Annotated in this window: 20 protein-coding genes and 3 pseudogenes; 11 read left to right on the top strand and 12 right to left on the bottom strand. The window is 67.3% G+C overall.

Annotated elements, in window-relative coordinates:
• Window positions 1–512 (bottom strand): annotated as a pseudogene (locus IHQ52_RS02035) (GntR family transcriptional regulator).
• A gap of 101 nt (window positions 513–613) precedes the next feature.
• On the opposite strand from IHQ52_RS02035, the gene IHQ52_RS02030 reads away from it, so the two are divergent.
• The 4 genes and pseudogenes from IHQ52_RS02030 to IHQ52_RS02015 all read left to right on the top strand — a co-directional run bounded on the left by IHQ52_RS02030 (window position 614) and on the right by IHQ52_RS02015 (window position 3,738).
• Complete coding sequence (locus IHQ52_RS02030; RefSeq protein WP_024499520.1) at window positions 614–1,363, top strand: phosphonatase-like hydrolase; 750 nt, start codon at window positions 614–616, stop codon at window positions 1,361–1,363.
• 45 nt (window positions 1,364–1,408) lie between these two features.
• A pseudogene (locus IHQ52_RS02025) lies at window positions 1,409–1,597 on the top strand (phosphonate ABC transporter, permease protein PhnE); the annotation flags it as partial.
• Window positions 1,573–2,586 (top strand): zinc-binding dehydrogenase, encoded by a 1,014-nt coding sequence (locus IHQ52_RS02020; RefSeq protein WP_024499518.1) that lies wholly within the window; start codon window positions 1,573–1,575, stop codon window positions 2,584–2,586. The pseudogene IHQ52_RS02025 and the gene IHQ52_RS02020, both read left to right, overlap by 25 nt.
• Before the next feature lie 37 nt (window positions 2,587–2,623).
• Window positions 2,624–3,738: pseudogene (locus tag IHQ52_RS02015) on the top strand (TIGR03364 family FAD-dependent oxidoreductase).
• A gap of 42 nt (window positions 3,739–3,780) precedes the next feature.
• Here the strand turns inward: IHQ52_RS02015 and IHQ52_RS02010 are convergent.
• Window positions 3,781–4,977 (bottom strand): NAD(P)-dependent malic enzyme, encoded by a 1,197-nt coding sequence (locus IHQ52_RS02010; protein ID WP_051349647.1) that lies wholly within the window; start codon window positions 4,975–4,977, stop codon window positions 3,781–3,783.
• A gap of 281 nt (window positions 4,978–5,258) precedes the next feature.
• Between IHQ52_RS02010 and IHQ52_RS02005 the strand changes: the two genes are divergently transcribed.
• The 3 genes from IHQ52_RS02005 to IHQ52_RS01995 all read left to right on the top strand — a co-directional run bounded on the left by IHQ52_RS02005 (window position 5,259) and on the right by IHQ52_RS01995 (window position 9,392).
• Window positions 5,259–5,909 (top strand): GntR family transcriptional regulator, encoded by a 651-nt coding sequence (locus tag IHQ52_RS02005; RefSeq protein ID WP_024499516.1) that lies wholly within the window; start codon window positions 5,259–5,261, stop codon window positions 5,907–5,909.
• Window positions 5,906–7,171, top strand: a complete 1,266-nt coding sequence (locus tag IHQ52_RS02000; protein WP_238064044.1) for an MFS transporter — start codon at window positions 5,906–5,908, stop codon at window positions 7,169–7,171. The genes IHQ52_RS02005 and IHQ52_RS02000 overlap by 4 nt, the downstream gene beginning before the upstream one ends.
• A 103-nt stretch (window positions 7,172–7,274) precedes the next feature.
• Window positions 7,275–9,392 carry a DUF6541 family protein gene (locus tag IHQ52_RS01995; protein WP_096272891.1) on the top strand — a complete coding sequence of 706 codons (2,118 nt, stop codon included), beginning with the start codon at window positions 7,275–7,277 and terminating at the stop codon, window positions 9,390–9,392.
• Between the two features lie 149 nt (window positions 9,393–9,541).
• Here the strand turns inward: IHQ52_RS01995 and IHQ52_RS01990 are convergent, their stop codons facing one another.
• Window positions 9,542–11,095, bottom strand: a complete 1,554-nt coding sequence (locus IHQ52_RS01990; protein WP_407043633.1) for a DUF222 domain-containing protein — start codon at window positions 11,093–11,095, stop codon at window positions 9,542–9,544.
• 232 nt (window positions 11,096–11,327) lie between these two features.
• Here IHQ52_RS01990 and IHQ52_RS01985 point away from each other — a divergent pair, with 232 nt between their 5' ends.
• The gene (locus tag IHQ52_RS01985) at window positions 11,328–12,164 is read left to right on the top strand and encodes an MBL fold metallo-hydrolase (protein ID WP_024500304.1); all 837 of its coding nucleotides are present in this window, start codon (window positions 11,328–11,330) and stop codon (window positions 12,162–12,164) included.
• Between the two features lie 4 nt (window positions 12,165–12,168).
• On the opposite strand, the gene galE is transcribed toward IHQ52_RS01985, so the two are convergent.
• Window positions 12,169–13,188, bottom strand: coding sequence for a UDP-glucose 4-epimerase GalE (gene galE / locus IHQ52_RS01980; protein ID WP_024500303.1), 1,020 nt, complete (start codon window positions 13,186–13,188; stop codon window positions 12,169–12,171).
• Between the two features lie 52 nt (window positions 13,189–13,240).
• Window positions 13,241–14,245, bottom strand: a complete 1,005-nt coding sequence (rfbB, locus tag IHQ52_RS01975) for a dTDP-glucose 4,6-dehydratase (RefSeq protein ID WP_024500302.1) — start codon at window positions 14,243–14,245, stop codon at window positions 13,241–13,243.
• A gap of 152 nt (window positions 14,246–14,397) precedes the next feature.
• On the opposite strand from rfbB, the gene rfbA reads away from it, so the two are divergent.
• Window positions 14,398–15,273, top strand: a complete 876-nt coding sequence (gene rfbA / locus IHQ52_RS01970) for a glucose-1-phosphate thymidylyltransferase RfbA (protein ID WP_024500301.1) — start codon at window positions 14,398–14,400, stop codon at window positions 15,271–15,273.
• 28 nt (window positions 15,274–15,301) lie between these two features.
• Window positions 15,302–15,919, top strand: a complete 618-nt coding sequence (locus IHQ52_RS01965; RefSeq protein WP_024500300.1) for a dTDP-4-dehydrorhamnose 3,5-epimerase family protein — start codon at window positions 15,302–15,304, stop codon at window positions 15,917–15,919.
• 28 nt (window positions 15,920–15,947) lie between these two features.
• Here IHQ52_RS01965 and IHQ52_RS01960 read toward each other — a convergent pair whose 3' ends face one another.
• The 5 genes from IHQ52_RS01960 to IHQ52_RS01940 form a co-directional block, all read right to left on the bottom strand.
• A complete protein-coding gene (locus tag IHQ52_RS01960; RefSeq protein WP_024500299.1) occupies window positions 15,948–16,742 on the bottom strand; it encodes an ABC transporter permease in 795 nt (264 codons plus the stop codon).
• Between the two features lie 8 nt (window positions 16,743–16,750).
• Window positions 16,751–17,689, bottom strand: coding sequence for an ABC transporter ATP-binding protein (locus IHQ52_RS01955; RefSeq protein ID WP_024500298.1), 939 nt, complete (start codon window positions 17,687–17,689; stop codon window positions 16,751–16,753).
• 115 nt (window positions 17,690–17,804) lie between these two features.
• Complete coding sequence (locus tag IHQ52_RS01950; protein ID WP_024500297.1) at window positions 17,805–18,347, bottom strand: EXLDI protein; 543 nt, start codon at window positions 18,345–18,347, stop codon at window positions 17,805–17,807.
• 76 nt (window positions 18,348–18,423) lie between these two features.
• The gene (locus IHQ52_RS01945) at window positions 18,424–18,789 is read right to left on the bottom strand and encodes a DUF2304 domain-containing protein (protein WP_024500296.1); all 366 of its coding nucleotides are present in this window, start codon (window positions 18,787–18,789) and stop codon (window positions 18,424–18,426) included.
• Window positions 18,790–18,796: 7 nt separating this feature from the next.
• Entirely contained in the window at window positions 18,797–19,498 is a 702-nt protein-coding gene (locus IHQ52_RS01940) for a glycosyltransferase family 2 protein (protein WP_024500295.1), read from the bottom strand.
• Window positions 19,499–19,588: 90 nt separating this feature from the next.
• On the opposite strand from IHQ52_RS01940, the gene IHQ52_RS01935 reads away from it, so the two are divergent.
• Window positions 19,589–20,446, top strand: coding sequence for a glycosyltransferase family 2 protein (locus IHQ52_RS01935; protein ID WP_024500294.1), 858 nt, complete (start codon window positions 19,589–19,591; stop codon window positions 20,444–20,446).
• On the opposite strand, the gene IHQ52_RS01930 is transcribed toward IHQ52_RS01935, so the two are convergent.
• Window positions 20,433–21,719, bottom strand: a complete 1,287-nt coding sequence (locus IHQ52_RS01930; RefSeq protein WP_238064043.1) for a polysaccharide biosynthesis protein — start codon at window positions 21,717–21,719, stop codon at window positions 20,433–20,435. The two genes, IHQ52_RS01935 and IHQ52_RS01930, sit on opposite strands and share 14 nt — an antisense overlap.
• A 7-nt stretch (window positions 21,720–21,726) precedes the next feature.
• Window positions 21,727–23,094, bottom strand: coding sequence for a M1 family metallopeptidase (locus tag IHQ52_RS01925; RefSeq protein WP_238064042.1), 1,368 nt, complete (start codon window positions 23,092–23,094; stop codon window positions 21,727–21,729).
• Window positions 23,095–23,098 lie beyond the last annotated feature (4 nt).

Here is a 23,098-nt window from a genome sequence, read left to right as displayed (position 1 = left end):
TCAGTCGGGGTACATCGTCTGGGTGAACGCCATCCGGTCGCCTCGATAGAGTGAGCGGCGGAATTCGATGGGAACGCCCTGTCGTCGTACGACTGGCGCTTGAGCACGAACATCGGCGTACGCGCATCGACGTGTAGCAATGCCGCTTCGCGCGCGTCGGGAAGAGTGGTCTCCATCGTGTCCTCCGTTCTGCCGAAATTGATTCCGCGTCTCGCAAATTCGGCGTACAGAGATGACGACACCTCGAAGTTCGGCTCGAGATCGGGATACCGGTGGGCCGGTAGACGGGTCGTGTCGAGTCCTATCCGCACGCCGGCGGTGGTGATGATCCTGCCGTCGAGCAAGAGTTCTCGGAGTGCTTGACGAATGGTCTCGCGGGACACCGAGAATGCTTCGGCGAGTTCACGTTCCGCAGGGAACGGATCGCCCTCGACGAGATCTTCCAGCAGTCCTTCGAGCCGTGATCGAACCACCTGGTGCTTCAGAACACGCGGCCGCTCGAACAGATCCATGCTGCCGAAGATCAAGACTTGGTCTAGACCAAATGGAAGCCGAGTGTTCATCTGGAGTTCGGAGGAACCACCCGAATTGGGCTATACCAAAGGTGAGAGTTGTGCGCATGCAGACTTCAGGCAGCATCCGCATACCGAACTCGGAGGTCATCGACTCGACTGTCCCCCAGTACATCACCGGTCCCGTTCAGCTGGTCGTCTTCGACATGGCCGGTACCACCGTCGTCGACGACGGTCTCGTCACCCAGGCCTTCGAGGCAGCCGCCACCGCGGTCGGCGTCCCCGAGGCGGGAGAGACACGTGAACGCGCCCGCAAGTACGTGCTCGACACCATGGGGCAATCGAAGATCGCGGTCTTTCGTGCCCTCTTCGGCGCCGAGGGTGCAGCCGAAACCGCCAACGAAGAGTTCGAACGCGCCTACGGAGAACTGATCACCCGCGGAGTCGAACCCGTGGCGGGGGCTTCCGAAGTACTCGCCGGTCTTCGCGCTCGGGGCATCGCGACCGCCTTCACCACCGGGTTCAGTCCCGCGACGCAACAGCGAATCCTCAGAACTCTGGGATGGACCGAGGCCGTGGACCACGTCCTGGCACCTACCGCGGGCCTGCGCGGCCGGCCATACCCGGATCTCGTACTCGCCGCGGCCCTGACCGCACAGGTCGACGACCTGGCCAACGTGATCGTCGTCGGCGACACCTCCAGTGATATCGAGACCGCCCGTCGTGCGCGCGTCGGCCTTTCGGTCGGGGTCCTCACGGGCGCACACGACGAGGCCACCCTCCGTGCGGCCGGTGCCGACGCCGTGCTCGCCTCGGTCGCAGACCTCCCCGCGCTGATCCCCGACTCCTGAGCACTCCCTTCCCCAGAATCGCGTCACCCCATGATGATTCGCCGGCTCCTCGACGTCGACATCCGCACGTCCACGGTCCTCGGCGTCGTCGGTGCCGGCGGTATCGGTCTCCTGCTGTCCGAGTCGATCCGCACGCTCGGTCTCGAGGTCGTCTGGGCGATCGTGATCGTCATCTTCGTCATTGTGTTCGCCATCGAAAGGTTGCCGGGATGGATACGTTCGAAACAGGTCTGACCCGTGCGGCCGTGTGGCGGGGCGATCGGATCGACATCGTCGAGATGCCGCTGCCCGCACCGGGGCGAGGAGAGATCGTCGTCAGAATCCGACTGGCGACGGTCTGCGGCAGTGATCTGCACACCGTCAGTGGGCGTAGACAGTCGCCGTGCCCGTCGGTCCTCGGGCACGAAGCGGTCGGCGAGGTCGTCGCAGTCGGCGCGGGCGCACCCGCGCGGGTGGGCGACCGGGTCGTGTGGTCGGTCACGGTCGCGTGCGGTGAATGCGACCGCTGCGGGCGCGGGATCACCGCCAAGTGCCGGCGAGTACGGAAAGTCGGTCACGAGTCCTTCGACAGTGACTGGACGTTGTCGGGAGGCTATGCCACACACATCGTGCTGCCTTCGGGTACCGCGGTGGTCAGGGTTCCGGAGCATCTCGGCGACGCGGTGGCCGCTCCGGCCGCCTGTGCGACGGCCACGGTCATGGCCGCGGTCGAGCGCGCCGGCGACATGTCGGGCCGCAGGGTGTTGATCGGGGGTGCCGGCATGCTGGGTACGACCGCCGCGGCGGTGTGCACCGACCGCGGGGCCCACGCGATGATCGTCGACCCCGACCGGGTCCGACTCGGACAAGCGGTCAGCTTCGGAGCTCTGCTCGACGACGGCGAGATGGTCGATGCAGTACTCGATTTCACCGGTGCCGCGTCGTTCATCCGGGAAAGCCTTCCGCGGCTGGCGATCTCCGGGGCGCTTGTTCTCGCCGGGTCCGTCGCCCCGGGGCCGTTGCTGGAAGTCGATCCGGAGCAGATCGTCCGACGCTGGTGGACGATCACCGGCATCCACAACTATGAGCCACGCCATCTGCGGGAGGCTGTCGCCTTTCTCGGCCGCACGGTGGACCGTCATCCGTGGTCGGAACTGGTGACCGATCCGCTACCACTCGAACAGATCGAGACCGCGGTGCGGTCGGCCCCCGGCCGCAAGCTACGCGTCGCCGTCGCGCCGTAGACCCCGAAACCGATGGGAAACGAGAGGATCTGAATCGATGCGCGTGATCATCGTCGGAGCCGGAATCACCGGAACCGCGCACGCCTGGATGGCCGTCGAACGAGGTCACGACGTCGTTCACCTCGACCGTGAGCTGGAGGCGCGGGGCGCGACGGTCCGCAACTTCGGTCTGGTGTGGGTGTCGGGCCGGTCGGCGCCCGAACTGGAGACACGCTGCGGTCGCGCGTGCTCTGGGAGGAGATCGGGGCACTGGTTCCGGCTGTCGGATTTCGCGCCAATGGGTCGATCACATTGCTGCGCAACGCTGCCGAAGTGGCAGTCGCAGAGGAGGTCGTCGCCCGCGAGGATGCGGACCGCCGCGGCTTCCACCTCCTCACGAGAGCCCAGGTCGCCGAGGTCAATCCCGCCCTTCAAGGCGAATACCTTGCCGGACTGCACTGTACGAGCGATGCCGCGGTCGAGTCACGACAGGCGATGCCGGCTCTCCGAGCGCATCTCGCGCGTTCGGGGCGGTATACATTCGTGCCGGGTGTGGAGGCTCGCGACATCTACGGGACCTCTGTGCGTGACGACGCCGGCACGGTTCACGGCGGTGACTGTGTCCTGTTGTGCCCCGGGGCAAATCACCGCGGTCTTCTGCACGAGGTGTTCGGCGAACTCCCGATCCGCCGGGTGCGGCTGCAGATGATGCAGACGTCCCCGCTCGGGCAGCGGCTGACGACCTCCATCGCCGACGGCGACAGTCTGCGTTACTATCCGGGGTTCGCCGGGACGGCGCTGGACGAACTGCGGCGAACCGAGCCGCAACGACCGATCGCAGCCGAGCAGGGCATGCAGTTGCTGTGTGTTCAGCGGCTCCACGGCGGGCTGACCATCGGGGACACCCATGAGTACGAGGAGCCGTTCGCGTTCGACATCGACGAGGACCCCTACGCGCATCTGGTGGCGGTGACGGAGGGCCTGCTGGGCAGGGCCCTACCGCAAATTCAACGACGCTGGGCCGGTGTCTACAGCCAGTGCACCGAACCCGACCGCATCGTGTGCCGGGAGTCGATCGCCGACGGAGTCTGGGCCGTCACCGGCCCCGGCGGGCGGGGGATGACGCTGGGGCCCGCCATCGCGGAAGAATCTGCGGGACTGATGGGCTGGTAGCGGCCTGGCGCCGCGGTGAGCGGCGCCAGGCGCAACCTTCGATCAGGAGCAGAGACCCTCGTCCTGCGCGGCCTTGGCGACCGCGGCCGCGACCGCCGGTGCGACCCGGTCGTCGAGCGGGCTGGGCACGATGCGATCGGCGCGCAGGTCTTCGGCGGCGACCGAGAAGATCGCTTCTGCCGCAGCGATCTTCATGCCCTCACTGATCCGGCGGGCGCCGGCGTCGAGTGCGCCCTTGAAGACGCCCGGGAAGGCGAGCACGTTGTTGATCTGATTCGGGAAGTCACTGCGTCCGGTCGCGACGACGGCCGCGTACTTGGCGGCGGCCTCGGGGTGGATCTCGGGATCGGGGTTCGACAGTGCGAACACGATCGCGTCGTCGTTCATCGACGCGATGATCTCCTCGGGGATGAGGCCGGCCGAGACGCCGATGAAGACGTCCGCGCCCTCGAGGGCCTCCACGGCGCCGCCGGTCAGACCACGCGGGTTGGTGCGGCTCGCCAGATCGGCCTTCGACTCGTTCAGGCCGTCGCGTCCCTCCGAGACGATGCCCTTCGAGTCGAGCACGATGACGTCCGAGACGCCCACGGCCAGGAGGATGTTGGCACATGCGACGCCCGCGGCGCCGGCGCCGGAGATCACCACGCGCAGGCTGGTGATGTCGCGGCCGAGGTGCGTCGTCGCGCCCTTCAGGGCGGCGAGTACGACGATGGCGGTGCCGTGCTGGTCGTCGTGCATGACCGGGCAGTCGAGGGCCTCGATCACGCGGCGCTCGATCTCGAAGCAGCGTGGCGCCGAGATGTCCTCGAGGTTGACCGCGCCGAAGCTCGGACGCAGACGGATCAGGGTCTCGACGATCTCGTCGGGATCCTTGGTGTCGAGGACGATCGGGATCGAGTTCAGCCCGGCGAAGCTACGGAACAGTGCGGACTTGCCCTCCATGACCGGCAGCGACGCACGCGGGCCGATGTCACCGAGACCGAGCACAGCCGATCCGTCGCTCACCACGGCCACCAGACGGTCGGTCCAGGTGTACTTGTTCACCAGGGTGGCGTCGGTGTCGATCGCGCGTGACACCTGGGCGACGCCCGGGGTGTAGGCGATCGACAGGTCGCGCTGAGTGTCGATCGGCGAGCGCAACTCGACGGACAGCTTGCCGCCGGCGTGCGCCAAGAAGATCTCGTCATCGGTGATCGGCAGATCGGCAATGGCCGGTTCGGTGATCGGGGTGTCGCCCATACGTGTGTCCCCCATACGTGTCTCCTCCGTGCTCGTCACGGTCGGGTCCTCCTGAATGCCGCGAAACGCGGGTTGCATCGTCTCGCCGGCCACGTTGCCCGCGAGCTGTCGAGATCCGCATCGACGCGAGCGGGTGGCTCAGCGGACGCGATCAGGGCTCGTGAGCGAGGGTGACGCTCGTTACGGCCGCATCAAGTGTCTCACCGATGAGGACCGTCATGGAAGTCGGGTCTGCCCTGGTGACGGCGCCATCAGGCATTGGTAAGGTACAACTTGTGTCTATGTCGCATGCCTCCGCGGAATCCGCTGCTGAGCGGGTATATGCCGAGGTCAAAGAGCAAATTCTCACAAACGAGATCGCTGGCGGTGAGCTGATCAGCGAGGGTGAGATCGCTTCGAGGTGCTCCGTGAGCCGCACTCCCGTGCGTGAGGCATTCCTGCGGCTCGAGACCGAGGGGTGGATGCGGCTCTACCCGAAGCGAGGAGCGCTCGTGGTACCGATCGGAGACCGCGAGAAGCGCGACGTCGTCGACGCCCGACGTCTCCTCGAAGGTCACGCGGTCCGCGCGGTCACCTCCCGGCCCGCCGCCGCGGCCGAGCTGGCCGCGCGACTGCGAGCCAACCTCGAGGCGCACCGGCGAGCCGACACGACCGACGTCGCCGAGTTCTCGCGGCTCGACGCCGAGTTCCACCAGCTGATCGCCGCTGCCGGCGACAACCCGCTCCTCGCCGACTTCTACACGACGCTGGGCGAGCGGCATCGCCGCATGACGATCGCCTCGGTGCACCGCGACGCCGGGGTGGCCGCCCGCATCATCACCGACCACCTCGGCCTCCTCGGCGCCATCGAGTCCGCCGACGCCGACCGTTTCGAACACCTCTTGGCGGGGCACCTCGCCGGTGTCCATGACCTCCCGGGAGAACCCGCATGACCGACAACCGCCGCCGCTTCGGATGGCCCGCGGTCTCGCTGGCCGTCTTCGCGACCGCGTGGGGCGGTAACGAGTTCACCCCGCTGCTCGTCATGTACCGCCAGATCAGCGGTCTTTCGCCGGTCGTCGTCGACGCCCTGCTGTTCGCATATGTCTTCGGCATCGTCCCCGCACTGCTGATCGGCGGACCGCTGTCGGATCGGTTCGGACGTCGTCCCCTGATGCTGCCGGCGCCGGTGTTCGCGGCGCTGGGCTCGGTGTTGCTGGCCGCGGGGTCGCAGTCGGTGGAGTTGCTGACCGTGGGACGCATCTGCAGCGGCGTCGCGCTCGGTCTGTCGATGGCGGTCGGCGGCAGCTGGATCAAGGAACTGTCCGACCGCGACGGTGCGCGAGCCGGGATCGGCGCCGGACGTGCGGCGATGAGCCTGACCGCCGGCTTCGGAATCGGCGCGGGTGTCGCCGGCGTGCTCGCCCTGTGGGGCCCGTGGCCGCACGTGCTGCCGTACCTGGTGAACATCGCCGTCGCGGTGTGCGCGGGAGCTCTTCTGACTGTCGTCCCCGAGACGCGTTTCCCCAGCCTGTCGCCCGGCCGCCTGCGCGACGACCTGCGTATCCCGGCCGCCGGTCACCGACGGTTCATGTTCGTGGTCCTGCCGGTCGCGCCGTGGGTCTTCGGTGCCGCCGCGACGGCGTACGCGATCATCCCGGCGCTCATGTCGGCACGGACCTCCGGGGCGCCGATCGCCTTCGCCGCCCTGTGCTGCGTCCTCGGACTCGGCGCCGGGTTCGGCATCCAGTCGGTGGGTCGGCGCATCGATGTGCCGGGCAGTTCGCGCGGCGTGGTCGTCGCGCTCACGACCCTCGTCGCGGGCATGCTCGTCGCCGCCGTGGCGGCACACGTGCTGACCGTGTGGCTGTCACTGGTCGCCGCAACCCTGCTCGGCTGCGGCTACGGGATGGCCCTGATCGCCGGCCTGCTCGAGGTGCAGCGCATCGCCGGTCCGGACGACCTCGCCGGTCTGACCGCGGTGTTCTACAGCGTGACCTACCTCGGCTTCGCCGTCCCCGCGGTCCTGGCCTGGATCACCGGGACCTGGACGTCGATCACCTACACGGAGATGTTCGTGTTCGGTGCGGTCGCAGCCCTGGTCTGCCTCGCCGTCGCGGCGTCCGGGCACTCGAAGCATCGCCCGGAGGTCCTCCCGGTGTCCGACGGGCAACCGATGCCCGACGAGAGCGTCGTCACCGGACAGTCGCACTGATACGGCGCCGGGTACCCTGCTGAGTGTTTGGTCGGGGCCCGGCAGGGAGTGGAAACGGGTCTCAACCGCGGGGTGACAGGCGAGTGTGGAAAGGCGCGGGGTGATGGTGCTGGCTGCGTGGGTCGTGATCGTGTCCGCGCTCGTGCTGATCCTGCCTGGTGCATTCGTAGGACGCCGGATGAACCTGTCGTGGCCGGTGGCGCTCGCGGCGGGACCGGCCATCACGTTCGCGCTGGTCTCGATCCTCACCGTGCTGTACTCCGCGGTCGGCTTCGTGTGGAACCCGATCTCGGCGCTCGTGGGGCTGGTTCTCGCTCTCGCGGTGGCGTGGGCGTATTCCCGCCTGCTGCGCACCGGCGTCGCACGACGGTTTGTGCCGGTGCCTGCGGATACGAGCGAACCAGGAGTCGGGCGTACCGCGATGCTGCGCGTGGTCGCCGGTCTCGGTCTCGGCGGACTCATCATCGCGATCACCTGCATCCGGCCGGTGGCCAAGACCGCGTTCGCGGGACTCGACAACATCTCGCAGGTGTGGGACTCGTTGTGGCACGCCAGTTCTCTGCGGTGGATCCACGAGACCGGGATCGGTTCGGCCCTGCGCATGGGCGAGCTGATGAACTACGACACCCACGGGTTCAACTATTACCCGAACACGTGGCATGCCCTGGGCGCCTTGCTGTTCCCGTTGACCGGCGCGAATCCGGTCGAGTTGTACAACACGTATTCGCCTGCGGTACTGGCGGTCACGGTGCCGCTGGGTGTGGCGTCACTGGCCTACTGGTTCGCCCGACACCGCTACGACGTCGACACCTCCGCTCTCATCGCGGGTACCGCCGCCGCCGTCGCCGCGCTGTTCCCGTCACTGCCGTACGTCGAAGTGCAGCTGACGTCGGTGCCGAATGCGGTTGGCGTGAGTCTTGCTCCGGTCGCGGCGGTACTGGTTCTCAGCGTGGTCCGCGACCGGTCTCGTGTGCTACCGGCCGCCCTGGCGGTGGCCGGTGTGACGGCCACGCATCCCTCCGGTCTGATCCTCGTCGGTGTCATCGTGGGACTGTGGTGGCTGTGTGAGGGCCTCTGGCGACCGGCGGTGAGCCGTGTGGGTGATCTCGCGACCCTCGCGGTCACGGCCGTCCTCACGCTGATCCTGATCTTCCCGGTGGTCCTCGGCACGATCCGCGTCGCGGACACCAACGAACTCCCGTTCTTCGACTTCCGTGAAGAAGGGATCGGAATACTCGACGGCCTGGCGCAGGGTGCGTTCAACGGCACGATCCCGCTGAATCTCGATCACTTCCCGGTCTGGCCGCTGATCATCGTGACCGTCCTCGGCCTCGGGGTCCTGGCCTGGTTGCGGTGCTGGGCCGGACTCGCGGCGTGGCTGGTCTTCGCGCTCGTGACGGCGAACTCGGTGGTGTCACTCGGCCCGCTGTCCTACCCGCTCGGCGCCATCGGGGGCTACTTCTACAACTCGCCGCACCGACTCACCTTCGTGGTCGCCATCTTCTCGGCGGCGGCCGCAGGTGTCGCGATCGGCGTGTCCGTGGTCGCCCTCATCGGCGTCATCGGGCGGCGGTTCGGGCCGTCGGACGAGACCTCCACCACGGGCACGAACCGCGCCGGTTGGGTGGTCGCGACCACGTACGTGGTGTTGCTGGCCCTGATCGCCGGCGCCGCGGTGGTCCGCTACCCGCCGAACGCGCAGATCGCGTCGAAGGAACGGGGCGGCAAGTACATCGGCCCTGACGACCTCGCCGCCTACGCATGGCTCGCATCGCAACCCGACGCCCAGGACGTGCTCGTCCTCAACAATCTCGACCAGGGCACCGGGTGGCTGTACCCGGTCACCGGCGTCACCCCGATGTTCCCGTTCTACCGGGCCAACGAGTTCTCCGAACGTCAGCGCGACGTCTTCTGGGGTGTCGCGAAGATCGGCGCCGACCCCGCGATCGACCAGATCGTCCGGGACATGAACGTGCACTATGTGATCGACTCCCCGACGAGCTATTGGGAGTTCCAGCGCGGTCGACCCGACCCGGAGAACGGCCACCAGGGCGACCCGTTCCTGGAACTGCGCGAGAACGGGGCCCCCGGTCTGACCGAGGTGTTCCGGCAGGGCGAGGCCGTCGTCTACCGCGTCAACGACCTGGTGTACCCGCCTGCGCCGGTGGAGGGTGTGCCGGCTGTGGGCGTCCCGCCGGCCGAGGCGCCGCCCGTCGGCTGACCCGGGACGAGGTCGTATGTGGTCCGGCGTCCTCGGCTTTGGTGCGAGGCCTGCTCGTCGCGCCGCCCTTCGCGAGCATCGGGCTTTCTGCTTCAGACCGGTATGACGTTGTGCCCGGATTCCGGGCACAACGTCATACCGATGCCATCTCAGGCGCGCGGGTATGCGGCGGCGAGCATTATCGAGGCGAGGGTGGCTTCGGCGTCGGAGGCGTTGCGTAGGTCGATGATCTGGCGCAGCTGAAGGCGCGACTGATCGCCGGACGCCTCGTCGGGCCCGTGGATCTCGGTGCGCACCTGTTCAAGGTGCTCGGCGAACCGTCGGGGTATGTCGGGTCGCCGGTTCACACGTTCGGGGTTGGGTGGTGCGCCGGGTTCGGCGTTGAGTTGCCAGGTGCAACGGCCTTCGTCGGGTCCTTCCCGCACCATGCGGGTGGTGTATTGGCCGGGCTGGTCGCCGACCATGCGGTTGTGTTTCGGGCATGCGGGTGCGAGGTCGGTGATGTCGGTGAGGCCACCGAGACCCCAGTCGAGTTGCGCGTGGTGCATTTCCACGTGTGCGGCGGATAGGTCGCAGTCGGGTGTGGAGCAGACCTCGCCGTCGGGTCGGGCGAAGGACACGAGTCGTTGTTCGCGGGTGGCCAGGCGTTTGCCGCGTCCGAAGTAGAGCGGGACGGCGGTGGCGTCTTTGAACACGGCCAGCCAGGGTTGGGCGTCGGCGGCCATGTCGATGAGGTCGGGGATGGGGATCAGCGTGCCGGTGGCGGTGGTGGCGAACCCGGCTTCGCGGATCAGATCGTTGAGGTCGGCTTTGACGATCACCTGTATCGGCAACCCGCGGTGACTCTTGCCGAGCAGGCCGTCCTCGAACACAGCCTTCAGCAAGGCGTCGAACGCGTCGTGGTTGCGCTGCGCATCGCTGCGATCATCACGTGCGGCAGCGGCTTCGACCATCTCGGGGTCGGCATTCTCGATCGACCCGTGCGGTGATTCGGGGTCGTCGGGGTTGTTCATGCCGGGTTTGGCCCAGACCGCGAGCAGCATGGTGATCCGCGCGAGGAGTTCGGGTGTGAGGTCGGCGGACATCTTGGCGGTGCCGTCGGCGCGTTGCCGGTTGACCGACAGTTTGCGACGGCGTTTGCGGTCGGTGTCGTCGGCGAGTGTTCCGTCGGGGTCGAGGTGGGCCAACAGGCGGGCGCCGAGGGCGGTGATGTCGGCGGGGGTGTGGTCGACGGCGATTTCGGCCATCTGTCGTTCGGCGGCGAGTTTCACGTCGTGGTCGACGGCGTGCGGGATCTGGTCGAGCACGTCGAGTACCGCCCGGATGTGGGAGGTGTTGATCTTGCCGTCGGCCAATGCCTCTGCCAGAGCGGGGCGTTCGGGTTCGAGTGGTTCGCCGGTCGGGCTGAGGTGGGTGGCGGTCGCGTGGCGTTGTTTGGTGCGGCGCATGGGGTCGGCCATGCGCAGGCGGTGGGTCATGAACTGGGTGATGCTGCGGTGCCCGGTTTTGTGGGGCAGGTCGCGGTCGGCGATCTCGACGATCTGCCGGTCGCCGGCGAAAGTGAGTCGGGCGATGGCGCGTTCGGTGTCGGCGGCGACGTCGACGAGCTCGGCATCGGAGCATTGTGTCAGGTCGACGGTCTGCAGTTCGGTGGTGATCCGGTGTAGTTCTTGCACGAGTTCGGAGGCGCGGGTCGACGGCACGACGTCGGAGTTCGAGATCTCGATCAAGACGGTCACCCCCCCCCGATGCCGTTGTTACGAATGTATGTTCGAGCGTACGCCTGAATATCAAGGCGTGCAACGATTGTCGATGGAGTTCGTGTGCAAATCTTCTGTCGGTATGCACTGATATAGTGCTGACCCACGTCGGTCCGATGGACCACATCCCTCGGAGATCAGGGCCCGAGGCTGGCAACGGGGTTAGCGTCGAGTCATGCAGCCGTGGATGTGTGTCTTCTGCGCGAACGAGTACGCGCCCGACGCGGACCTTCCCGAGGTCTGTCCGATCTGCGACGACGACCGGCAGTGGATTCCGACAAGCGGACAACAGTGGACCCGACTCGACGAGGACGCCGACAATGCGCTCGACGTCGCCGAGGTCGAGCCGGGCCTCACCCGACTTTCGCTGAGGCCGTCGGTCGGCATCGGCCAGCAGGGATTCCTGGTGGCCACTTCGCAGGGAAACATCCTCTGGGAACCACCGGGTTTCGTCGGTCCCTCTCTCGTCGACCGGCTGGTGGAATGCGGCGGCGTCGCAGCCATCACGGCCAGTCATCCGCACCTCTACGGCGCCAGTGTGTCTCTCAGTCACCGGTTCGGTGGGGTGCCGGTCTACTACAACGATCTCGATCGTCGATGGCTGACCCGGCCGGATCCTGTCGTCGAGTTCTGGTCCGGCGACGCCGAGATCCTCAACGGGGTGCGAATCATCCAGTGCGGCGGGCATTTTCCGGGTAGCGCGGTCCTGCACCTGCCGGGTGCCGCCGACGGTCGGGGAGCGTTGCTGACCGGCGACACGATCAAAGGCGTCATGCAGCCGGGGATGGTGACCTTCATGCGCAGCTACCCGAACATGATCCCGTTGTCGCCCAGACTCGTTCGTCAGATCGCCGACCGGGTCACGGCACTACCCTTCGATCGACTGTACGACGCGTTCGGCGTCGTCGTCGACGAGAACGCACGCGAGGTCGTCGAGACGTCGGCCCGCCGCTACATCGGGTGGGCCACCGACGAGACCGTCGATCCCGACGATCCGTACGCCGATCGGTGACGGCTCAGGCGTCCGGATAGCCCGTCGGGTTTCCCGACTGCCAGCGCCAGGTGTCGGCGCACATGTCGTCGATCGTCTTGGTGGCGTGCCAGTTCAGGTCGGCGTTCGCGCGGGTGGGATCGGCGTACGACGCGGCGATGTCACCGGGCCGGCGCGGTGCGATCTCGTACGGAATCGGCTTGCCGCTCGCCTTTTCGAAAGCGTGCACGACTTCGAGGACCGAAACGCCTTGTCCGGTTCCGAGGTTCCACGTCGACATGCCGGTATGACCAGTGCTGATGCGGTCCAGTGCGGCGACGTGCCCGGCCGCGAGGTCGTCGACGTGGATGTAGTCGCGAACGCCGGTGCCGTCCGGGGTGTCGTAGTCGTCGCCGAAGACCGACAACTTCTCGCGCCGGCCGACGGCGACCTGCGCGACGAATGGCATCAGATTGTTCGGGATGCCCGACGGGTCCTCACCGATCTGACCGCTCGGGTGCGCACCCACCGGGTTGAAGTAGCGCAGCGCCGCGATCCGCCAGGCGTCGGAACTGGCCGCGACGTCGCGCAGCACCTGCTCGATCATCACCTTGGTCCAGCCGTACGGGTTGGTCGCCGACGTCGGGAGGTCCTCGGTCATCGGCAACTCGGGGTCGGCGCCGTAGACGGTCGCCGACGACGAGAAGACCAGCGTGTGCACGTTGTGGCGTTCCATCGCCCGCAACAGCGAGAACGTCGTGCCGAGGTTGTTCTGGTAGTAGTCCAGCGGCTTGGCCACCGACTCACCGACCGCCTTGTACCCGGCGAAGTGGATCACCGCGTCGACGTCCTCGTGGGCGAAGAAGTGCTCGGTCTTGTCCACGTCCGCGAGGTCGAAGGCGTGTACCGGGATGGAACGACCGCTCAAGGCCTCGAGCCGACCGACGACCGTGGGCTTGGCATTGCTGAAGTCGTCGACGATGACGACGTCATGTCCGGCGGAGACCAGCTGGATCACGGTGTGCGAGCCGATGTAGCCCGCGCCGCCGCTCACGAGTACGCGCATGTGAACACCGTAGGGGGCGGAACTGCGAGAACGCCAAACGACCGGCCGCGAACTAGCCCGTCACCCGCTCGGTGGCGGCGTATTTCTGTTCGACGGCGTCTTTGGCGGGTTGCCACCAGCTGGTGTTGTCGCGGTACCAGTCGATGGTGGCGGCCAGGCCGGCGCGGAAGTCGACGTAGTTGGGTTGCCAGCCGAGTTCGGTGCGCAGGCGGGTGGAGTCGATGGCGTAGCGGCGGTCGTGGCCGGGGCGGTCGGTGACGAAGTCGAAGGCATCCTTCGGCTGGCCGAGGAGTTCGAGGATGGTTTCCACGACGGTGCGGTTGTCGACCTCGCCGTCGGCGCCGATCAGATACGTTTCGCCGATCCGACCCTGGTCGATGATGGTCCACACCGCGTCGTTGTGGTCGTCGACGTGGATCCAGTCGCGCACGTTGCGGCCGTCGCCGTAGAGCTTGGGACGTACCCCGCAGAGCACGTTGGTGATCTGGCGGGGGATGAACTTCTCGATGTGCTGGTACGGGCCGTAGTTGTTGGAGCAGTTGGAGATGGTGGCGGCCACGCCGAAGGAGCGCACCCAGGCGCGCACGAGCAGGTCGGAGCCGGCTTTGGTCGCCGAGTACGGGCTCGAGGGGTTGTAGGCGGTGGCTTCGGTGAAGCGGGCCGGGTCGTCGAGGTCGAGGTCGCCGTAGACCTCGTCGGTGCTGATGTGGTGATAGCGCACCTGATGGGCGCGGACGGCTTCGAGCAGGGTGTAGGTGCCCACCAGGTTGGTGTGCACGAACGCCGAGGGGTCGGCCAGGGAGTTGTCGTTGTGGGATTCGGCGGCGAAGTGCACCACCAGATCGGCCTCGCCGACCAGGTGGTGGACCAGGGCGGCATCGGCGATGTCGCCCTCGATCAGCTCGACCCGGTCGGCGACCGAGGTCAGGGTCTCGGGGTTGGCGGCGTAGGTGAGTTTGTCCAGCACCCGGATCGAACACTCGGGGCGGGTGGCCAGCGTGCGCAGCACGAAGTTGGCGCCGATGAAACCGGCACCGCCGGTCACGAGAACACGCACGTCGATCCTTCCGCCTGAGGTATTCGTCGACGCAACTCTACCGAGATCGGCACCCCGACCCGAGGTGACGAGCTTGCCACGCGGATGGGGACCGGCCAGGGCCCCGGGTGTGCGCGCAGTGAGCCGGAGCGTCGGGCACTAGGCTGTGGCGCATGCGAGGGATCATTCTGGCCGGCGGTACGGGCTCGCGCCTGCACCCGATCACGCAGGGTGTGAGCAAACAGCTCGTCCCGGTCTACGACAAGCCGATGATCTACTACCCGCTCTCCACGCTGATGCTCGCCGGTATCCGCGACATCCTCGTCATCACCACCCCGCACGACGCGCCCGCCTTCCAGGGACTGCTCGGCAACGGCGACCAGTTCGGTATCAACCTCACCTACAAGACCCAACCCTCGCCCGACGGCCTCGCCCAGGCCTTCACCCTTGGCGCCGACCACATCGGCGACGAGTCGGTCGCACTCGTGCTCGGCGACAACATCTTCTACGGACCCGGTCTCGGCAGCCGGCTGCAGGGTTTCGAGAACGTCGACGGCGGAGCGGTCTTCGCCTACTGGGTGTCCAATCCGGAGGCCTACGGTGTCGTCGACTTCGACGCCGACGGGACCGCGATCTCGCTGGAAGAGAAGCCGGCACAACCGAAGTCGAACTTCGCGGTGCCCGGCCTGTACTTCTACGACAACGAGGTGGTCGAGATCGCCCGCAACCTGAAACCCAGCGCACGCGGCGAATACGAGATCACCGACATCAACGCCCACTACCTCGAACGCGGCAAACTGTCGGTGACGGTCCTGCCGCGTGGGACCGCCTGGCTCGACACCGGAACCTTCGACAGCCTCCTCGACGCCGGCAATTTCGTGCGCACGGTCGAACAACGCCAAGGCCTCAAGATCGCTGTGCCCGAAGAGATCGCGTGGCGTCGTGGATTGCTCGACGACGACGAGCTCCGTTCTCGCGCGGAGAAACTCCGCAAGTCCGGTTACGGTGACTACCTGCTCGAACTCCTGCAGCGGGGCAAGGGATTCTGAGGATACATCCGATGCGAAAGGCTCATCCATGAAGGTGCGACCGCTCACGATCGACGGCGCGTGGGAACTCACCCCGGTCCAGCACGGCGACGCACGGGGACTGTTCGCCGAGGCGTTCAAGGGGGACCTGCTGGCCGAGGTGATCGGGCACCGCTTCGACCTCGCGCAGGTCAATCTGTCGGTATCTGCCGCTGGTGTGCTGCGCGGTGTGCATTTCGCCGATGTTCCTCCGGGACAGGCGAAGTACGTCACCTGCGCGTCGGGTGCCATCCTCGACGTCATCGTCGACATCCGCGTCGGCTCCCCGACCTTCGGCACCTACGACACCGTCCTGCTCGACGACGTCGACCGTCGGGCGGTTTACCTGTCGGAAGGGCTAGGGCACGCGTTCTGCGCGCTGGCCGACAACTCGACCGTCACCTACCTCTGCTCCACCGGCTACAACCCGTCTGGCGAACACGGCATCAACCCACTCGACCCCGACCTCGCCATCGACTGGCCGACCACCGCGCGGGATGGTACGCCGCTGGAGTACGAACTCTCCGAGAAGGACACCGCCGCACCCGGATTGCACGAAGCCGCGGCGTCGGGACTGCTCCCGCGCCACGACGACGTGACCGCCTACCTGCGTTCGCTGGCGGACTGAGCGCCGCGGACTCGGGACGACCGCCCGCTCAGCCGGCGGTCGAGCGGCGGAATGCGGTGACCGCCCAGAAGTAGCCGACGATCAGGAACACCACGCACCAGCCGAGTGCCCACGGCCAGCGATCGCTGATGTCGAGTCCCATGAGCAGGCCGCGCAGCGTGTCGGCGATCGGGCTGAAGGGCTGATACTCGGCAAACTGCCGCACCCCGTTCGGCATGCTGTCGGTCGGCACGAGCCCGCTGCCCAGGTAGGGCAGGAACAGCAGCGGCAGGGGCATGTTGCTGGCGCTCTCCGGATTCGGTGCGACGACGCCCATGGCGACGGCGATCCACACCAGGCCGGCCGTCAGCAGGAGCAACAGGCCGCCCGCGAGCAGCCAGTCGAGAGCGTTTGCCTCCGAACGGAAACCGAGTGCAAAGGCGGCGGCGAGCAGGAACAGCACCGCGACGACACCCTGGATCAGGGCACCGACGAAGTGACCGGCGAGGATCGCCGTCGGCGGGGTGGCCAACGAGCGCAGACGATTGATGATGCCCTCGGTGACGTCCTGGTTGACCGAGACCGCCACCGCCACAGTGAGGAACGACGGCACGAAGAGCAGCAGCCCCGGCAGCAGGTAGTTGATGTACTTCCCGTCGAGCGGGCCGTCGGCGGCCAGTGCGCTCTCGATCGCCCCGCCGAAGAAGAAGGTCATCATCAGCAGGATGACGACGGGCATCGCGATCGTGGAGAACATCATCGTGGGGTATCGCCGGAGCCGAACGAGGTTGCGGCGAACCATGACCGAGGAATCGGAGAGCGTGAAGGCGAGGGTGGTGGACATCGGATCTCCTAGAGGGTGGCGGCCGACCGGCCGGTGATGGTGAGGAACACGTCGTCGAGATCCGGGGTGTGCACCGAGATGCCGGTGGCCTCGATGCCCGCGGCGTCGAGGGTCGACAGGACGTCGCGGATCGCTCCGATCCCGCCGCCGGAGGGAACAGCGAGGCTGTTCTCCTCCTGCCCGTCGACCGACGACGAGAACGCGCGGCGGGCGCGCTCGCGGTCGTCGGCGTCGGCGAAACCGATCCGGATGTGACCTCCGGGCACGAGCTGTTTGAGTTCGGCGGCGGTGCCCTCCGCGACGATCCGGCCGCGATCGAGGACGGCGATGCGGTCGGCGAGATGGTCGGCCTCTTCCAGGTACTGCGTGGTGAGGAAGATGGTCGTGCCCCGGGCGACGAGTCCGCGGACGGTCTCCCACACGGTCCGGCGAGAGCGGGGATCGAGGCCGGTCGTCGGTTCGTCGAGGAAGATGATCGACGGTTCGCCGACGAGGGTCATCGCGAGGTCGAGGCGGCGGGTCATCCCGCCGGAGTACTCGGCGACGCGGCGGTCGGCGGCGTCGACGAGGTCGAAGTCGGTGAGTAGCTTCTCCACTCGCTCGTGGGCCTGGTGTTTCGGCAGATGCCGGAGCCGGGCGACCATCGTGAGGTTCTCGCGTCCGGTGAGCAGCGTGTCGACGGCAGCGAACTGGCCGGTCAGACCGATCCGGGCGCAGATCGCATCGCGGTCGGAGGCGGGATCGAGTCCCGCGATCCGTATCTCGCCCGAGTCCGGCTGTGCGAGCGTGGACAGGATCTTGACCGTGGTGGTCTTTCCGGACCCGTTGGGGCCGAGTAGGGCGAACACGCTGCCGGCGGGCACCGAGATGTCGATACCGTCGAGAACCGTGTTGTCTCCGAAGGCCTTTCGAAGACCGGAGACACTGATGGCGGGTTGATCGGACATTGCTGTTCCTTTCCGTACGAATAAGGACATGCGCATATATGCATGTATTGATAGACGAGCGCCCGATGGGGCGTCGCCGGGATGTTCTGGGGGAGTGGTCGGTTACGGTGAGGCGTTACACGTCGAGGTCTTCGACGTCGGGTGCCAGTGCGGCCGCGGTGCGCTCGAAGAACCTCTCGGGCACGAGTTTTCGCAGTCCCTCGATGTCGTCGACGATCTCGACGGTGTAGTCGCCCCAGTCGGGGAGTTCGGCACTGAACAGGCTGCGGACGCTGGGGATGCCGGTGAGGTCCTTGAGCCAGTTGCCGGTCTTCTGCATGCGGGTCACGCCGTAGTTGTTCCAGTCCACGAAGTGGATCGACAGCACGATCTTGCCGGTGCGTCCCTCGTAGGCGGTGAGTTTGGTTGCGTTGCCGGTGTTCTCGTCGTACTCGGTCTCCTCGGCGAGGGGTCGACCGAAGAACCGTTTCCGACGCACGCCGTCGGGTCCGTCCCGGAGCACGATCTCGTCGTACCCGGCGTCGCGATAGTCCGCGGCCCGCACATACGCGCGGAGTGCCTCGACGACGGCGCCGGAGAGGTTACCGCCCGACACCTGCTGAGCGCGTTCGAGGACGGCGATGTCGTCGTCGGAGACGTAGATGGTCTTGTTGGGCATGAACCCACTATAAGTAGACGTATACGTAGACGCAAGGGGTGCGTCGAACTCGGATCTTCCGGCGACTTATGCCCGATCAGTCCTCGGGGGCCGCGTCCTGACCGGGCCTGTTCTGGTTCTCGGCGTTCTGCAGCGCGACGGCGCGCGCGAGCCGTGCGTACTTCACCTCGAGGTCGCGGAACCGCAGGTACGTCGACACCGTGGTGAACGCGAAGGCGATGACCAGCAGGAACAGCACGAGGTCGAGGCCGCGCTGGATGCCGATCTTGTTGGCGACCCAGGTGACGTCGTCCTGGCGCAGCATCGCGTAGAGGCCGAAACCCACGAACGCGACGAACAGGATCTTCACACCGGCCGACGATCGGGCGGTGCCGCGGTTGACGACGAAGAAGCCGACCAGTGCGAGCAGGCCGATGATCGCGAGGATCTGGAACCAGATCATCGACTCCTCACTTCCTCATCCGGGTGTGGAACAGGCCGTCGGCGACGATGTTGACCCCGTTGATCAGCGACTGTCCCTTCGCGCGTGAGTATTCGGTGTAGAGGATCGTGACCGGTTGCTCGGCAACCCGCCACTTGTGGTGATCGATGAGCGCGATGAACTCCGACGCGTGACTCATCCCGCTCATCAGGAGGTCGAGATCGTCCGCGACCCTCTTGTTGAAGACGCGAAGTCCGTTGTGCGCGTCGGACAATCCGAGCCGTCGCGTGCGGGGGCTCAGGAAGACGATGGTGCGCAACGCCATCCGGCGCAGCAGCGGGACCGACTCGCTGCGTCCCTCGGCGAACCGGGTGCCGACGATGATGTCGACCGGTTCGGTCCGCAGGCGGGCGACCATCGCCGACACGTCGTCGACCTGATGCTGTCCGTCGGCGTCGAAGGTGACGAAGAAGCGGGCGCCGGGCTGCTTGCGCGCGTATTCGACGCCGGTCTGGATGGCCGCTCCCTGCCCGAGGTTCACCGGGTGGCGCACGAGGTGGACGCCGGCGGCCCTGATCTCCTCGGCCGAGTTGTCCGACGAGCCGTCGTCGACGCAGACGATGTTGGGGAAGGTCTCGCGGGCCTTTGCCGCGACCTCCCGGATCACCTGCCCCTCGTTGAAGACGGGTACCACCAGCCAGACGTCGGCATTGGTGATGGGTTCGGCCATGGTGAACAACCCTAACCCGGCCGGTCGCGGTACTCCCATTCCGCGGCCTCGGAGAGGAACCGCCCGGCTCGGCCCGGCTAGTCTGGTCGGATGCCGATCGACGTGATGATGCCCTTCTACGGCGACGTCGCGCAGTTCCGCGAGGCCGTGACCAGCGTGCTCGATCAGAGTGACCCGGACCTGCGGCTCGTGGTGGTCGACGACTGTTATCCCGACCCGACGCCGCGCGAATGGCTGGCCTCGCTGAACGACGCGCGCGTGCGCTACCTGCGCAACGACACCAACCTCGGCGTCAACGGGAACTTCCGACGCTGCGTCGAGCTCGTGACCGCCGACTGGTTCGTCGTCATGGGCTGCGACGACGTGATGCACGCCGACTACCTCGCGACCGTCCGCACGTTGACCCGGCATCACCCGGAAGCGTCGGTCATCGCGCCGGGCGTCGACGTCATCGACGAGAACGGTCGGACGGTGCGTCCGCTGGGGGACCGGATGAAGAGCGTCCTGGCCCCCTCGAACGCGACGGTGCTGTCCGGTGAACGCCTAGCGACCAGCCTGTACCACGGCAATTGGACGTACTTTCCGTCGTTGCTGTGGCGGACCGCCGCGGTGCGGGAGGTCGGGTTCCGGCCCGGGCTGGAGATCGTCCTCGACCTCGCGCTTCTCGTCGACCTCGCCGCCGACGACGGATCACTCGTCTACGACCCCGAAGTCGTCTTCTCCTACCGCCGCCACAGTGGGTCGGTGAGTTCGGTGCAAGCCGTCGACGGACGTCGCTTCGACGAGGAGAACCGCTTCTTCGCCGCCGAGGCGGAACGGTGCGCGGCTCGCGGTTGGCCAAGAGCGGCCAGGGCAGCGCGCTTACACGCGACGTCGCGGCTCAATCGCCTGCAAGCGCGGGTGGGGGCGGCGGCAGGCAAGGTTTCGACGGGGCTCAACCGGCGATAGGCCGCCGCAGCACCCCGACCATGTGCACGACGAGCCCCACCAGCGGGCCGACGACGAGCGCGACGCACGTTCTGACCTCGACGTCGGCCGGGATCAGCAGCAACCCGACGGCGACGAGGGTGGCGACCCACCAGCCCGTGGCGTACCAGCGGTGGGCACCTGCGGCGATCGCGGCCGCACCGGTGACGGTCAACAGGGCGAGGCAGGTGGCGCCGGCGGTGAGCAATGCGACGACGATGCCGTCGAGGTCGAAGTCGGCGCCGAAGACCGACCGGAGCAGCCAGGGCCCGACCAGCCACGCGGCCAGGATCCCGACCCCGCCGACGACGCCGACGACGCCGAGCGGGGCGGCCAGCGCCGCGAGCCGTCGGTCACGGTGATCGACGAAGCGCGAGATCAGCACGCCCTGGAAGCTGTTGAGCGGCACCAGCAGCGGTGCACGCGTGAGGGTCACCGCCAGGATCAGCGCGCCGATCACCCCGGCCTCGCCGGCGTCGGGGGTGCCGCGCAGGTTGGCGGTCAGGTTGATCAGCACGGGGAAGCCCATGACGAGAACGGCACTCGCGGCGGCGGCTGCCATCGCGGTGAGGGTGTTGGTCGTGAGTCGGCGCGGGGGTACGTCTCCGCCGATCCCGACCGCGCGTCGGGCCGCGGGGGACCCGACCAGCAGCAGGCACCACGACACCGAACCGATGACGGTGACGATCAGGAAGGCCGTCGTACCCCAGCCGGCGGCCACCGCGATGACGGCACCGGCCAGGCGGATCAGTGCGTCGACCGACAGCAGCACCGCGAACGACGACCAGCTCAGCATCCCGGACAGCGCGCCGCACAAGTGCGCGTACACCGCGAAGCTCGCCACCCCGATCGCCAGCAATGCCACCGACAGCCGGCGTTCGTCGGTGAACACCTCGCCGCTCCACAGCGGTGACGTCGCGGCCACCAGTACGGCGAGACCGGCGCCGATCCCGATGTTCACGACCAGCGGCCGCGACCGGGCCCCACCACCGGATGCCGCGCGCACCGCGCGCGTCGTCTCCTGCAGCTGACCGTTCTGTGCACCGGTGACCAGACCGTAGGCAGCCCAGAACACCGCGAAGACGCCGTACCCGATCGCACCGAGGTGACGTGCGGCCAGCAGCAGCACCAGATAGCCCGACGCGGCGGCGATGAGCGTCGCGACGGTGACGCGTCCCAGCGAACGCGCGTCGGTGTCGACTTCTCCGGCCGCGCCGGAAGGCGTCTCCGGCGTCGGTGCCGGCACGTCCGTCATCGGATCCTCAGGACGGACTGGGGAACGGCGGCAGTTCCGGGGTGAACAGCCAGGCGTCCCACAGGTCCTTGAGCGGCTTCGACGAGTGGTTGGCAGCGAGCGCCATGAAGTCTTCGGTCGTCACCGACCCGTAGCGGTACTTCTCGGTCCAGCGCTGCAGGAGCGCGAAGAAGTCGCCGTCGCCGATTCTCAGCCGCAAGGCGTGCAGGGTGAGCGCACCGCGTTTGTAGACCCAGTCGTCGAACATCTTGCGCGGGGTCGGGTCGGCCAGCGGCACCCGCACCGGGTTCGCGTCGAGCTTCTCGTAGTAGTGGCGTGCCCATTCGTCGGCACTGCGACCGCCCGACCGCTGGCTCCACAGCCATTCGGCGTAGCAGGCGAATCCCTCGTGCAGCCAGATGTCGCGCCAGCGTGCCGCGGTCACCGAATTGCCGAACCACTGGTGGGCGAGCTCGTGGGCGATGAGACGGTCGGCGTCCCGGCTGCCGTCGCAGTGGTTCGCGCCGAACGTCGAGAAAGTCTGTGCCTCGATGGGGATTTCGAGCTCGTCGTCGGTGACGACGACGGTGTACTGCGGGAACGGGTACGGTCCGAACATCTCGACGAACACCGCGATCATCTCCGTCTGCGGGCCGAAATCGATCCCGAAGTTCTCCTCGAGGCGGGACGGGATGAGGCCGATCACGGGAAAAGGCTTGCTGGTCAACGAGATCTGCTTGTACTGGCCGATCTGGATGGACGCGAGGTAGGTCGGCATCGGTTCCACCTGCTGATAGACCCAGGTGGTCTGAGCAGCGCGGACCCGCTTGGACTCCAGTACGCCGTTGGCGAGTGCGTGGTACGGGCTGTCGGTGGTGATCGAGATCCGGTACGGCGCTTTGGCACTCGGATGGTCGTCGCACGGGAACCACGACGCCGCGCCGTTGGGTTGGTTGGCGCAGAGTGAGCCGTCCGTCAGTTCTTCCCAGCCGACCTCGCCCCAGGGGCCACGGATCGGCCGGGGGTTGCCGTGATAGCGGACGGTGATCGTCATCGCCCCGCCGGGCGGCACCGGGGTGTCGGGGGTGATGGACAGCTTGTGGCGTCGATGGCTGTACCGGGCGCGCTTGTCGTTCACCGAGACCCGCTGTACCGACATCGAGCTCGCGAGATCGAGTGTGAAGCGTCTGAGCTCCCGATGCGACGTCGCGGTCAGGACCGCGGTGCCCTCGAGGCGGTTGCTCGACACCTTGTACTCGAGTTCGAGGTCGTAGCGCGAGATCCGGAAGCCGAGATTTCCGTTGTCCGGCAGGTAGGGATCGAGGACGTCGGACGGTGCACCCAGGAAGGGCTCCCCGGCGTGCCCCCGTGACCCAGGGCCAGACTTTCCCGGCACTCTC

Source organism: Gordonia amicalis, from assembly GCF_022059885.1.
GTDB classification, from domain to species: domain Bacteria; phylum Actinomycetota; class Actinomycetes; order Mycobacteriales; family Mycobacteriaceae; genus Gordonia; species Gordonia amicalis.
This window is presented reverse-complemented; position numbering and strand designations above follow the sequence as displayed.

Excerpts from the sequence above, each read along its gene's own strand:
- IHQ52_RS02020 (WP_024499518.1), top strand. The coding sequence starts at position 1,573 with ATGGATACGTTCGAAACAGGTCTGACCCGTGCGGCCGTGTGGCGGGGC.
- IHQ52_RS02010 (WP_051349647.1), bottom strand. The coding sequence starts at position 4,977 with ATGGGCGACACCCCGATCACCGAACCGGCCATTGCCGATCTGCCGATC.
- IHQ52_RS02005 (WP_024499516.1), top strand. The coding sequence starts at position 5,259 with ATGTCGCATGCCTCCGCGGAATCCGCTGCTGAGCGGGTATATGCCGAG.
- IHQ52_RS02000 (WP_238064044.1), top strand. The coding sequence starts at position 5,906 with ATGACCGACAACCGCCGCCGCTTCGGATGGCCCGCGGTCTCGCTGGCC.
- IHQ52_RS01995 (WP_096272891.1), top strand. The coding sequence starts at position 7,275 with ATGGTGCTGGCTGCGTGGGTCGTGATCGTGTCCGCGCTCGTGCTGATC.
- IHQ52_RS01985 (WP_024500304.1), top strand. The coding sequence starts at position 11,328 with ATGCAGCCGTGGATGTGTGTCTTCTGCGCGAACGAGTACGCGCCCGAC.
- galE (WP_024500303.1), bottom strand. The coding sequence starts at position 13,188 with ATGCGCGTACTCGTGAGCGGCGGCGCGGGCTACATCGGCTCGCACACC.
- rfbA (WP_024500301.1), top strand. The coding sequence starts at position 14,398 with ATGCGAGGGATCATTCTGGCCGGCGGTACGGGCTCGCGCCTGCACCCG.
- IHQ52_RS01965 (WP_024500300.1), top strand. The coding sequence starts at position 15,302 with ATGAAGGTGCGACCGCTCACGATCGACGGCGCGTGGGAACTCACCCCG.
- IHQ52_RS01960 (WP_024500299.1), bottom strand. The coding sequence starts at position 16,742 with ATGTCCACCACCCTCGCCTTCACGCTCTCCGATTCCTCGGTCATGGTT.
- IHQ52_RS01955 (WP_024500298.1), bottom strand. The coding sequence starts at position 17,689 with ATGTCCGATCAACCCGCCATCAGTGTCTCCGGTCTTCGAAAGGCCTTC.
- IHQ52_RS01950 (WP_024500297.1), bottom strand. The coding sequence starts at position 18,347 with ATGCCCAACAAGACCATCTACGTCTCCGACGACGACATCGCCGTCCTC.
- IHQ52_RS01945 (WP_024500296.1), bottom strand. The coding sequence starts at position 18,789 with ATGATCTGGTTCCAGATCCTCGCGATCATCGGCCTGCTCGCACTGGTC.
- IHQ52_RS01940 (WP_024500295.1), bottom strand. The coding sequence starts at position 19,498 with ATGGCCGAACCCATCACCAATGCCGACGTCTGGCTGGTGGTACCCGTC.
- IHQ52_RS01935 (WP_024500294.1), top strand. The coding sequence starts at position 19,589 with ATGCCGATCGACGTGATGATGCCCTTCTACGGCGACGTCGCGCAGTTC.
- IHQ52_RS01930 (WP_238064043.1), bottom strand. The coding sequence starts at position 21,719 with ATGACGGACGTGCCGGCACCGACGCCGGAGACGCCTTCCGGCGCGGCC.